The organism is Benzoatithermus flavus (genome assembly GCF_037908215.1).
GTDB lineage: Bacteria > Pseudomonadota > Alphaproteobacteria > Geminicoccales > Geminicoccaceae > Benzoatithermus > Benzoatithermus flavus.
Genome location: NZ_JBBLZC010000001.1, coordinates 189927 through 201475 on the forward strand (window position 1 = coordinate 189927; position 11549 = coordinate 201475).

Annotated in this window: 10 protein-coding genes; 7 read left to right on the forward strand and 3 right to left on the reverse strand. The window is 68.1% G+C overall.

Translation table 11 applies throughout. The annotated features are described in order from the left end of the window. Positions 1-65 precede the first annotated feature (65 nt). Positions 66-1466, forward strand: coding sequence for a SpoVR family protein (locus tag U1T56_RS00865; protein ID WP_418157536.1), 1401 nt, complete (start codon positions 66-68; stop codon positions 1464-1466). Between the two features lie 13 nt (positions 1467-1479). Here U1T56_RS00865 and U1T56_RS00870 read toward each other — a convergent pair whose 3' ends face one another. Beyond that, the gene (locus tag U1T56_RS00870) at positions 1480-2487 is read right to left on the reverse strand and encodes an inorganic phosphate transporter (protein ID WP_418157537.1); all 1008 of its coding nucleotides are present in this window, start codon (positions 2485-2487) and stop codon (positions 1480-1482) included. 17 nt (positions 2488-2504) lie between these two features. Next, on the reverse strand, positions 2505-3149 hold the full coding sequence (locus U1T56_RS00875; RefSeq protein WP_418157538.1) for a DUF47 domain-containing protein: 645 nt from the start codon (positions 3147-3149) through the stop codon (positions 2505-2507). A gap of 768 nt (positions 3150-3917) precedes the next feature. Between U1T56_RS00875 and U1T56_RS00880 the strand changes: the two genes are divergently transcribed. Then, complete coding sequence (locus tag U1T56_RS00880) at positions 3918-4832, forward strand: AEC family transporter (protein WP_418157539.1); 915 nt, start codon at positions 3918-3920, stop codon at positions 4830-4832. 6 nt (positions 4833-4838) lie between these two features. Here U1T56_RS00880 and U1T56_RS00885 read toward each other — a convergent pair whose 3' ends face one another. Further along, the gene (locus U1T56_RS00885) at positions 4839-5327 is read right to left on the reverse strand and encodes an RbsD/FucU family protein (protein WP_418157540.1); all 489 of its coding nucleotides are present in this window, start codon (positions 5325-5327) and stop codon (positions 4839-4841) included. 316 nt (positions 5328-5643) lie between these two features. On the opposite strand from U1T56_RS00885, the gene U1T56_RS00890 reads away from it, so the two are divergent. The 5 genes from U1T56_RS00890 to U1T56_RS00910 all read left to right on the forward strand — a co-directional run bounded on the left by U1T56_RS00890 (position 5644) and on the right by U1T56_RS00910 (position 11468). Next, positions 5644-7437, forward strand: coding sequence for an SLC13 family permease (locus U1T56_RS00890; RefSeq protein WP_418157541.1), 1794 nt, complete (start codon positions 5644-5646; stop codon positions 7435-7437). A gap of 100 nt (positions 7438-7537) precedes the next feature. After that, positions 7538-8497, forward strand: a complete 960-nt coding sequence (locus U1T56_RS00895; protein ID WP_418157542.1) for a TAXI family TRAP transporter solute-binding subunit — start codon at positions 7538-7540, stop codon at positions 8495-8497. 36 nt (positions 8498-8533) lie between these two features. Next, entirely contained in the window at positions 8534-10606 is a 2073-nt protein-coding gene (locus U1T56_RS00900; RefSeq protein WP_418157543.1) for a TRAP transporter permease, read from the forward strand. Beyond that, positions 10606-10980, forward strand: a complete 375-nt coding sequence (locus U1T56_RS00905) for a DUF1850 domain-containing protein (RefSeq protein WP_418157831.1) — start codon at positions 10606-10608, stop codon at positions 10978-10980. The genes U1T56_RS00900 and U1T56_RS00905 overlap by 1 nt, the downstream gene beginning before the upstream one ends. Before the next feature lie 98 nt (positions 10981-11078). Then, on the forward strand, positions 11079-11468 hold the full coding sequence (locus U1T56_RS00910; RefSeq protein WP_418157544.1) for a c-type cytochrome: 390 nt from the start codon (positions 11079-11081) through the stop codon (positions 11466-11468). The last annotated feature ends 81 nt before the right edge of the window (positions 11469-11549 follow it).

Consider the following 11549-nt stretch of genomic DNA (forward strand, 5'->3'; position numbering starts at 1 on the left):
GCGCCATCTAAAGAAGAGTGCCGAGGACAGCGGGCATCTCGGCGAGCGGTGGCGTGTGACGGACGATGACCAACTGGACCTTGCGCGACCTCGAGTACTGGGACGAGAAGATCCGGGAGAAGGTGGCCGAGATCGGGCTCGACTGCTACCCGCAGGAGTTCGAGGTGTGCGACCAGAACGCCATGCTGGGCTACATGGCCTATCATGGCATGCCGTCGCACTACCCGCACTGGAGCTTCGGCAAGGCGTTCGAACAGACCAAGACCATGTACGACCACGGCGTATCGGGCCTGCCGTACGAGATGGTCATCAACTCGAACCCTGCCCTCGCCTACCTGATGCGCGACAACTCCTTGTGCCTGCAGATCCTGACGATCGCACACGTCTACGGGCACAACGACTTCTTCAAGAACAATTTCACCTTCAAGACCACCGACGCCGGCGAGACCATCGCCTCGTTCAAGGCCAGGGCCGATCGGGTCAGAGGCTATATCGAGGACCCGTCGATCGGTGCGGAAGCCGTGGAGCTGTTCCTGGACGCGGCGCACGCGCTCTCGTTCAACCGCTCGCGCAATCTCGCGATCCGGAAGCTGAAGCCGGCCGAGCAGCGCGCACGCCTGCTCGATGCCGCGCGCCCGCCGGCCGACGCTTTCGCCGGCCTGCACAAGCGGGTCGAGGCCACTCATCCCGACCTCACGAAGGAGCCGCTCGAACCCGAGGCGGATCTTCTCCTCTTCATCCGCGACCACAACCGCGATCTCGCCGACTGGCAAAGGGACCTGCTCACGATCGTCGACGAGGAGGCGCGCTACTTCCTGCCGCAGATCGAGACCAAGATCATGAACGAAGGCTGGGCCAGCCACTGGCACCACCGGATCATGACCAGCCTCGACCTGCCGCAGGACCTCCATCTCGAGTTCCTGGTGCGCCACAACCAGGTGATCTGCCCGCATCCGGGCGGCCTCAACCCCTACCATGTCGGCTTCATGGTCTGGCGCGACATCGAGAAGCGCTTCGGCGGCGAGGGCTCGAAGGAGGCGCTCGCCAAGCTCATGGAGGTGCGCGAGGTCGAGCGGGACGTGAGCTTCCTGCGCCGCTTCCTCACCGAGGAGCTGTGCCGCGAGCTCGACCTCTTCACCTGGAAGCCGCGCGGCGAGCATCTCGTCGTCTCGGAGGTGTCGGACGAGGAGCACTGGTCCGACGTCAAGAACGCGCTCCTGAAGCAGATCGGCACGGGCAGCATGCCGGTGATCCGCATCCACGACGCCAACTACAGAGGCCGGCGCGGCCTCTATCTCGTCCACGAGCACGACGGCCGCGATCTCGACATGACCCACGCCGACAAGACGTTGAACCACCTCAAGACGCTCTGGGGCCACGAGGTCTATCTTCTGACCTACGTGCGCGGAAAGAAGACGCTGATGAGCGTCACGGACGCGGGCTTCGACGCGAAGCTCGTGAGCTGAGCGGTCTCCGCCCTCAGTGGAGGAGGGCGGCGAGCTCGTAGAACATGGCGCCCGTCACCGCCGTCGCCGGCAGGGTGACGATCCAGGCGACCACGATGTCGCCAGCGATGCTCCAGCGTACGGCGGAGAGCCGCCGGGCCGAGCCCACGCCGACGATGGCGCCCGTGATCGTGTGCGTGGTCGAGACCGGCACCCCGAGATGGGTGGCGAGGAACAGGGTCATGGCCCCACCGGTCTCGGCACAGAAGCCCTGCATCGGCTTCAGGTGCGTGATGCGCGAGCCCATGGTCTTCACGATCCGCCAGCCACCCATGAGGGTGCCCAAGGCCATCGCCGCCTGGCAGAGGAGGACGACCCAGAGCGGCACCTTGAACTCGCCGCCGAGGAGGCCCTGCGAGTAGAGCAGGACCGCGATGATCCCCATCGTCTTCTGCGCGTCGTTGCCGCCGTGGCCGAGGCTGTAGAGCGAGGCCGAGACGAACTGGAGGCGGCGGAAGTGACGGTCGACCGCGAACGGGGTGGCACGGAAGCACAGCCAGGAGACGACGAGGACCAGAAAGAGTGCCAGGAAGAAGCCCAGGAGCGGCGAGAGGACGATGGCGCCGCCGATCTTGGCGATCCCGCTCCAGACCACGGCACCCGTTCCGGCCTTGGCGATGCCGGCCCCCACGAGCCCGCCGATCAGCGCGTGCGAGCTGCTGGACGGGAAGCCCCACCACCAAGTGAGGACGTTCCAGACGATCGCCCCCATGAGCGCTCCGAAGACGACATGGGCGTCGGCCACCTCGGCGGCGACGATGCCCGTACCCAACGTGTTGGCGACGTGGAGGCCGAACACCAGGAAGGCGACGAAGTTGAAGAACGCGGCCCAGGCCACCGCGGCCTGGGGCGGCAGCACGCGGGTCGAGACGATGGTAGCGATCGAGTTGGCGGCGTCGTGAAAGCCGTTCAGGAAGTCGAAGGCGAGAGCGATGACGATCAGGCCCACGAGCAGCGGCAGGCCGAGCAGGACGGAGTCCATGTAGCGCCGTTCCCCGTTCAGACTTGCTCGATCACGATGCCCTGGATCTCGTCGGCGATATCGTCGAACCGGTCCACCACCCGCTCGAGATGATCGTAGATCTCACTGCCGGTGATGTAGGCCATCGGGTTGGTGGCGGCGTGGGTGCGGTAGAGGCGCTTCAAGCCGTTCTCGTGGATCTCGTCGGCGTGGCCCTCGATCTTGATGATCTGCCCGCACAGGCGGCTGATGCGGGCCGTCTCCTTGTGGATGTCGGCCAGGAGCGGCACCACCTCCTGCGTGAGGCCGGCGCACTGGACGATCGCATCGGCCATCTCGCGCATCTCGGGCTCGAAGTCGCGCACCTCGAACAGCATGATCGCCTTCGCGGTCTTCTGCATCTGGTCGATGGCATCGTCCATCGAGGTGATCAGGTCCTTGATGTCGCCGCGATCGAACGGGGTGATGAAGGTGCGCCGCACCGCGAGCATCACCTCGTGGGCGATTCCATCGGCCTCGTGCTCCTTGTCCATGATGGTCCGGCAGCACTGGACAACATGCTCGCCACCGTCCATGAGGCTGCGCAGCGCCTCGGCCCCGGCCACGAGAACGCGCGAGTGCGCCACGAACAGGTCGAAGAACCGCTCCTCCTTCGGCATCATAGCCTGGAACCAGCGCATCATTCCGTCTCCCCGCGCAGAACACGGCCAATCGCCGTATCCCGAACAGCTTGCAGGGCCGCCGGTTACGGCGGCCGGGCGCCGCACGCGACGCCCGGGCCCGTCTCTACATTATTCCGTGCCCCGTATGCGACGTCGCTGCGGCATCGGCGCCGAGCACGGCAGGTCCAGCATCCCGATCACCGGGGCGATGTGCGCCACGACCAGGAGCACGGCGACCAGACCGGCCCCAGCCATCGGGCCGCGTCGGCATCGCGTCGATGGCGAAAAATTCCTTCGAGCCAGCCCACCCGGCGTCATGGCTGCAATGCACAATAGGGCTAGCCAGATCAGGCTTTGCTCATTAGATTGTGCGTTGCAGCAAGGCTGTGGCTCTGGGCAGCCTTGCTCGCGACGGGGCCGGCTCCGGCCGCCCCATCTGCCTCGGGCGCAACGCCCGGGGTGTCGTCTCCCAGACGTTTAGCCTCCCTGATCTACTTGGCCGGGCCTTCGGGCCCGGCTTTTTCTTGTGTCTTCGCGCCCAGCGATCATCGCCGTCTCGTGCATCGCCCAACAGGGCGACTGCGTCAAGCCGCCTCGTGAGGCGCCCGGAGCGTACGCGCTGCGGCAGGTAGCCGATGATGCGATCGTTCCGCCCGATCACCGGACTTGCGGAATCTCCTACGACAGAATGTCGCAGCGGCTCGGCTGGGCCCTGCGGCGGCTTCCGACCGGCCTCTTTGCGGTTTTGCACGGCCGCGCTAGAGCGGGGGCTGGGGGGAAGCCGATACCGTGCTCGACGCTCTGGCACCCGTGGCGCTCTTGATCGCTCTCGGCTACGGGCTGAGGGCGAGCGCCTTCCTTCCCGAGGCGTCCTGGGCGCCGATCGACCGGCTGGTCTACTATATCCTGTTCCCGGCCCTTCTCGTGGACGGCCTGGCCTCGGCCGACCTGCGCGGCCTTCCGGTCCTGCGCGTGACGATCGTCCTTCTTTTCACGCAGCTCGCCATGGCGGCGCTCGCTGCGGCCTTGCGCGGACCGCTGCGCCTGAGCGGGCCTTCCTACACCAGCGTCCTGCAGTGCGTGGTGCGCTGGAACAGCTACGTGGCGCTGGCGCTCGCCCGCAGCCTGTTCGGCCCGGCCGGCCTGCCGCTGACGGCGCTCGCCGTCGCGGTGATGGTGCCCGCCTCCAACCTGCTGAGCATCGTCGCGCTGACGCGGCACGGCCGGGACGCCAGCGGCCGGGCCGGATCCCTTGTCGGCACGATCGCGACCAACCCCCTCATCCTCGCCTGTGCTCTGGGCGTGGCCATCAATCTTGCCGGCTGGCACCTGCCGAAGCCGCTTTCCGAGCCGCTCGCGATCCTGAGCCACGCCACCATGGCGCTGGGCCTGCTCACCGTCGGCGCCGGTCTCAGGCCTCACCTCGTCACGGCGCAGCCGCTCGTGATCGCGGTGGCGACCGCGATCCAGCTCCTCGTGAAGCCGGCCGTGGCGGCGGGGCTCGGGCTAGCGCTGGGCCTCGGGGCGACCCCGCTCATGGTGGTGATCCTCGCCTGCGCCGTCCCGACCGCGACCGCCTCCTACATCCTGGCGAGGCTCCTCGGCGGCGACGCCGAGCTGATGGCAGCGCTCGTCACGATCACGACCGTGGCGGCGCTCCTCACCCTGCCGCTCGTGCTGGGCCTCGTCCGGCTCGCCGGCTGAGCGCTTTCAGGGGCGTACGCCGCGCGGCCGCGCCGGTCTCGCCGGCCGCTCCGGGCGGACCACCTGCCCTTCCGGGCCGATGACACCCTTCACGAGGATCATGTTGGCGTAAGGGCGGCGCTCGAGCGTCGCGAAGATGGCGGCGCAGCCGCGCGCCTCCTCGTAGAAGCGGAAGCGCTCGATCGAGCCCATGGGCCAGGCACCCGCCACCTCCTGGACCATGGCGGCGAACGCCTCGTGCGCCTCGCCCAGCTCCTTGGGTCGGCCGTCGATCTCCATCCGCAGCACGGGCGCATCGACGTAGCCGTCGAGCGGCATGACCGAGAGAATCGCCCGCCCGGCGCGGACGAGATCGGTGTCCATCCGGATCACGGGCGGGCCCAGATAATGCGCCGGGAAGTTGGCGTCCACGATGGCGATGGTGTCGCCATGGCCCATGTCCCGCAAGGTCGCGAGCGCGTCGCCGCTCAGGAGCGGGTCGATGCCTAGAAGCATGATCTGCGGCCTCCTCCGTCGTCTGGGCCGCGCCAGACTAGCGGTCCGAGAACCTTCCGCCAGCGGATTCAACGTCTGGAGGAGAGGTCGGCGCCTCCATCCGTCCGGTACGCTTGTCCGTAGCCCGATCCTCGACTATTGGCTCTGCTGCGATCGCACGGACATGTGAGACGCAGGGAGATCGAATGGCCGCTTCCGACCGAGACCGGCATCCGTCATTCGCCGATCGATGTGCTGCGTGCTGAACCCGCTCGCCTGATTTGTCCGCTGTCGTTCCACCTGCCACCAGCGCACCACAACGGACAACGAACCGACGATGAGCCTCGGGACCCTCGAGCCCTACTTCGTGCTCGTGCTGCTGGTCGTGGTGTTCGCGACCATGGTGAGCGAGCGCTTCCGCATCGACGTCGTGGCGATGATGGCGGTCAGCCTCCTCCTGATCACGGGCGTGCTGCCGACCAAGGAGGTGCTCGCAGTCTTCAGCAACGAAGCGCCGATCACGGTCGCCGCCATGTTCATCCTGAGCGCCGCCCTCGAGCGGACGGGGGTAGTCGAGAGCGCCGGCGTGCTGTTCTCGCGCCACGCCTCGGGTTCGCCGCTCGCCGCCATGCTGGCGGTCACGATCGGCGCGGCCTCGGTCTCGGCCTTCATGAACAACACGCCGGTGGTGGTGATCCTCACCCCCGTGGTGATCGCGCTCGCCAACTCGATGGGAATCGCCCCCTCGAAGTATCTGATCCCGCTCTCCTATGCGACCGTGCTGGGCGGCACCTGCACGCTCATCGGCACCTCGACCAACATCGTGGCTTCGGGTGCAGCCGTGCAACAGGGGCTCGAGCCGTTCGGCCTGTTCGAGATCTCGCCCGTCGGCATCCCGTTGACGCTGATCGGCGTGCTCTACCTCGCCACGCTGGGCTTCCGCCTCCTGCCCAACCGCGAGACCTTCGCCGGCATCATGGCGGGCTCGCGGCAGCGGCAGTTCCTGACCGAGGTGCTCGTCCCTCTCGGCTCGCCGCTCATCGGCAAGTCGGTGGACGAAGCCGGGGTGGCCAAGAAGCTCAACGCGCGGGTGATCGACGTCATCCGCGACCGCATCTCGCTCGCGGGCGAGCTCGACCGCGTGGTGCTGCAGGCCGGCGATCGGATCGTGCTGCGTACCAACGTCGGCGACGTGATCGGCCTGCGCAACCAGTCGGACGTCGCCTTCGGCACCTCCGGCCAGCACGCGCTCGAGCCCATCGCGGCGCAGAACACGATCGTGATGGAGGGCATCGTCGGCCCGCACTCGCGCTTCGTCGGCTATCGCCTGGCCGATCTCAACCTGCGCCGGCAGTACAGCGTCTACATCCTGGCGGTGCATCGTCAGGGTGAGAATCTGGGCGGGAACTTCGATCAGGTGCGGCTCGCCTTCGGCGACACGATCCTGATGGAAGGCCCGCCCGAGGGCCTGAAGCGCCTGTTCGAGCAGGGGGCGCTCGTGAGCCTCGCCGAGCCGACCGAGCAGCCGTTGCGACGCAGCCGGCGCTGGCTCGCGATCACGGCACTCGTGGCCGTCATTGTACTCGCGAGCTTCGAGGTGATGCCGATCAGCGCCCTCGCCCTGATCGCCTCGGTCGCCGTGGTGGCGGGCGGCTGCCTCGACGCCGACGAGGCCTACAGCTCGATCCGCTGGTCGCTGATCATGCTGATCTTCGGCAGCCTCGCGCTCGGCCGGGCCATGGAGACGAGCGGGGCCGCGCGGCTCGTGGTGGAGGGGGTCATGCACCTGATCCAGGGCATGAGCCCCTACGTGGTCCTCTCGGTCACCTATCTCATGACGATGATCCTGACCGAGTTCCTGAGCAACAACGCGACCGCGATCCTCCTGACGCCGATCGGCGTGGGTCTCGCGCACGGGCTCGGCGTCGACCCGCGGCCGTTCGTGGTGGCGGTGATGCTGGCGTCCAGCAACGCGTTCGCGACGCCGATCGGCTATCAGACCAACACCTTCGTCTACAACGCCGGCGGCTACAAGTTCGGGGACTTCGTCAAGATCGGCCTGCCGCTCAACCTGATCACCTGGCTCGCCGCCAGCGTGCTGATCCCGTTCTTTTTTCCCCTGCACCCTTGAGGTTGCGCGGTCTCGACCGCGGGCCATCCACCCGGTAAGTATGTCACACGGGGCCGCCCGAAGCCGGCGGCTCCCTGGCAGCGTTCTGGAGGAGGCGGACATGCCGCGATGCGGGCGGCGCCGGCTGATCGCCGGTGCGATGGCGGTCGCTACGGCTTTCATGGTCCATGCGCCGGCAAGGGCCGAGCAGTTCATCAACGTGCTCACCGGCGGCACGGCCGGGGTCTATTACCCCTTGGGCGTGGCGCTGGCCAAGATCTACGGCGAGACCGTCCCGGATGCCCGGACCTCGGTGCAGGCGACCAAGGCCTCGGTCGAGAACCTCAACCTGCTCCAGGCCGGCAAGGGCGAGATCGCTTTCACGCTGGGTGATTCCCTGGCCCTGGGCTTCAAAGGCGACGAGGAGGCCGGCTTCAAGGCGCCGCTCCAGCGGCTGCGCGGGATCGCCGCGATTTACCCCAACTACATCCAGATCGTCGCGACCAAGGATTCCGGCATCCACACGCTCGCCGACCTCAGGGGCAAGCGCGTCTCGGTGGGCGCACCCAAGTCCGGCACCGAGCTCAACGCGCGCGCCATCCTAGGAGCCGCTGGCCTCGGCTACGACGACCTCGGCAAGGTCGAGTACCTGCCGTTCGCGGAATCGGTCGAGCTCATGAAGAACCGGCAGCTCGACGCGACCCTGCAGTCGGCGGGTCTGGGCGTGGCCTCGATCCGCGATCTTGCCGCGAGCGTGCCGATCGAGGTGGTCGCGATTCCGGGCGATCTCGTGGCACGGGTGGGGACTCCCTACGTCGCCGCCACCATTCCGGCCGGTACCTATGGCGGCCAGGCGGCCGACGTGCCGACCGCGGCCGTGGTCAATTTCCTCGTCACCCACGACAAGGTCTCGGACGAGCTCGCCTACGCCATGACCAAGGGCTTGTGGGAGCACGTGGACCAGCTCAAGGCCGCCCACGCCGCGGCCAAGGACATGAAGCTCGAGAAGGCGGCCAAGGGCATGCCGGTGCCGCTCCATCCGGGTGCGGAGCGGTACTACAAGGAGAAGGGCGTGCTCTAGGCGGGCCATCGACGACGAGCAGCAGGAGTCCTTCCCTTGAGCGCCGATCTCGGTGCGGGCGAGAATCCGGGAGCCTTGACCTGGGAGGGCGGCAAGGCCGGCCGAGCCGCCTACCTGATCGCCATCCTGTTCTCCACGTTCCAGCTCTGGACCGCGGCCTACAGCCCGCTGCCGAGCCAGATCGTGCGCTCGGTCCATGTCGGGTTTCTCCTGCTGCTCACGTTCGTGCTCCTGACCAACCGGCGCCGGGAGCGTGATGCGCGGTTCTGGACCGACTGGGGGCTCGGCATTCTCGCCTTCGTGGTCGGGCTCTATCACTGGGTGTTCTACGCGGATCTCATCCAGCGCGCCGGCGATCCCAATAGAATCGACCTGGTCGTCGGCGTGGTCGCCCTCCTCCTCGTCTTCGAAGCGGCGCGCCGGCTCATGGGGCCGGCCCTGCCGCTGATCTGCGCCGTCTTCGTGGCCTATGCCCTCTTCGGCCAATACCTGCCCTCGCCATTCAACCACCGCGGCTACGACTTCGCGCAGGTGATCGACCAGATGTTCCTCGGCACCGAGGGCATCTACGGTGTGCCGATCTACGTCTCGTCGAGCTTCATCTTCCTCTTCATCCTGTTCGGCTCGTTCCTCGAGCGGGCGGGCATGATCCGCCTGTTCACGGACGTGGCGCTGGGCACGGTCGGCCACAGCCGCGGCGGCCCCGCCAAGGTGGCGGTGATCTCCTCGGGTCTCATGGGCACGATCAACGGCAGCGGGGTCGCCAACGTCGTCACCACCGGCCAGTTCACGATCCCCTTGATGAAGCGCTTCGGCTACCCGGCCCACTTCGCCGGCGCGGTCGAGGCGACCTCGAGCATGGGCGGGCAGATCATGCCGCCCGTAATGGGGGCGGTGGCTTTCATCATGGCCGAGACCATCGACGTGCCTTACGCCGAGATCTGCAAGGCGGCGGCGATTCCGGCCATCCTCTATTTCGGCACGGCGTTCTGGATGGTGCATCTGGAAGCGGGCAAGCGCGGCCTCCTGGGGCTGCCGCCCGAGCAGTGCCCGAACGCGCTGCGGGCCCTCGAGCGCGACTGGCACCTGATCCTGCCGCTCGCGGCGCTCGTGTGGCTGCTCTTCAGCGGCTACACGCCGCTCTTCGCCGGCACGGTGGGCCTCGCCCTCACGGCACTCGTCGTCCTGGGCGCTCCCATTGCGGGTGCCATCGCCCCGCAGGCGCTGCGGCTCCTGTTCTGGGTCGCGATCGGGCTCGGCGCCTCCTCCTTCTTACGCTTCGGCATCGATGCCGTCGTCCTGCTGGTGGCGGCGCTCGTCCTCCTCTGCGCCTTCGTCAGGGGCGGGCGGGAGACGCTGGCCTTGTGCCGCGACAGCCTCGCCGACGGGGCGCGCCATGCGCTGCCGGTCGGCGTGGCCTGCGCTCTCGTCGGCACCATCATCGGCTCGCTCACGCTCACCGGGGCCGCCTCCAACTTCGCGAGCTACATCGTCGATGTCGGCCGCGGCAGCCTGTTCCTGAGCCTTCTGCTGACGATGGTGGCCTGCCTCGTGCTGGGCACCGGCATCCCGACGATCCCGAACTACATCATCACCGCCTCGATCGCCGGTCCCGCCCTCCTCGAGCTCGGCGTACCGCTGATCGTGAGCCACATGTTCGTGTTCTACTTCGGCATCATGGCCGACCTGACTCCGCCCGTGGCGCTCGCCGCGCTCGCCGCCTCGCCGATCGCAGGTGCGTCCCACATGCGGATCGGCTTCGAGGCGACGCGGATCGCGGTCGCGGGCTACGTGGTGCCGTTCATGGCGGTCTACGCGCCCTCCCTCATGCTGCAGCCGGGCGATCCGCTCGCGGCCACGATCGGGCCGGTCGCGGCCACGGCCTACGTGGTGCTGAAGGCGGTGGTGGCGATCGGGCTCTGGGGTGGTGCCGCCACCGGCTGGCTTCTCGGTCCGCTAGGGTGGGCCGAGCGGGCGCTCGCCGTGCTCGCAGCCTCGCTGCTGGTGGCAGCGCTGCCGGTCACGGACGAGGCCGGCTTCGCGCTCGCGGCCCTCCTCGTGGGCTGGCACTGGTGGAGTCGGCGCCGTCTGGCCGTGCGGCCAGCGTGATGGCCTTGTGCCTCGCTGCCGGCGCCGTGACGGTGCGGCTGGCGCTGGCCGCGTTCACGCTCGCCTGGACACACTCGGTCGAGAAGGTGCGGTGGGAGGAGGACTGGCGCATCGAGAACGGCGCTCTCGTCCTGGCCGAGGCGCGGGTCCAGGGCAGCGGTGCCGGGATGGAGCCGCCCGAGGGTGCCGTGTTCGCGGGCGGGTTCTGGCATTACCGGCCGGACCTGCCGCCTTTGCCCCGGCTCGAGCTCGCACGGAGCGGAGCGGTCCCGGACTGGAGCTTGTGCCACGACGGCCTCTGCGCCGAGCTCGGCGCGCTGCTGCCGGGCGAGACCGCGGGTCGAAGCGTCGTGCTGGGTCCCTGCCCCGGCTGAGCCTCTGCGCCCAAGGTCGGATTGGCAGCGGTGCCCGACAGAGGATAATCCCCCGATCGGGCCGGCGGGCGCTGGCTCCACGAGACGGGGAAAGAACGGTGATCCACAAGCTCGGCGCTTGTCTTCTGGCCCTGGGCCTCGCGGCCCCGGCACTCGCAGCCGATCCGGCGAAGAGCCTGGAAGAGGCCAGGATCGCGGCCGGCGAGGTCATGTTCCGCCAGAACTGCATGACCTGCCACTCGCCCGATACCGCGAAGAACGCCTTCGGCCCCAGCCTCAGCGGCGTGATTGGCCGGCCCGCGGGCAGTCTGCCGCGCTTCGCCTATTCGGATGCCTTGAAGAGCTCGGGGCTGGTCTGGACCGAGGACAATCTCAGGAAGTGGATGGCCGACAACGAGAAACTGGTGCCCGGCACGCGGATGCGGCACGTCAGCATCACCGATCCGGCCGCGCAGGATTTCCTGATCGCCTACATCAAGTCGCTCTGAGAGTCCCCATCCCTCCCTCACGGCCCGTGAGGGAGGGAACACAAGAGGCAGGCTGCGCGCTTCTACCCCCTCCCCGCCGAA

Coding starts and splice junctions, on each gene's coding strand:
- U1T56_RS00865 (WP_418157536.1), top strand. CDS start 66: ATGACCAACTGGACCTTGCGCGACCTCGAGTACTGGGACGAGAAGATC.
- U1T56_RS00870 (WP_418157537.1), bottom strand. CDS start 2,487: ATGGACTCCGTCCTGCTCGGCCTGCCGCTGCTCGTGGGCCTGATCGTC.
- U1T56_RS00875 (WP_418157538.1), bottom strand. CDS start 3,149: ATGATGCGCTGGTTCCAGGCTATGATGCCGAAGGAGGAGCGGTTCTTC.
- U1T56_RS00885 (WP_418157540.1), bottom strand. CDS start 5,327: ATGCTTCTAGGCATCGACCCGCTCCTGAGCGGCGACGCGCTCGCGACC.
- U1T56_RS00890 (WP_418157541.1), top strand. CDS start 5,644: ATGAGCCTCGGGACCCTCGAGCCCTACTTCGTGCTCGTGCTGCTGGTC.
- U1T56_RS00895 (WP_418157542.1), top strand. CDS start 7,538: ATGCCGCGATGCGGGCGGCGCCGGCTGATCGCCGGTGCGATGGCGGTC.
- U1T56_RS00905 (WP_418157831.1), top strand. CDS start 10,606: ATGGCCTTGTGCCTCGCTGCCGGCGCCGTGACGGTGCGGCTGGCGCTG.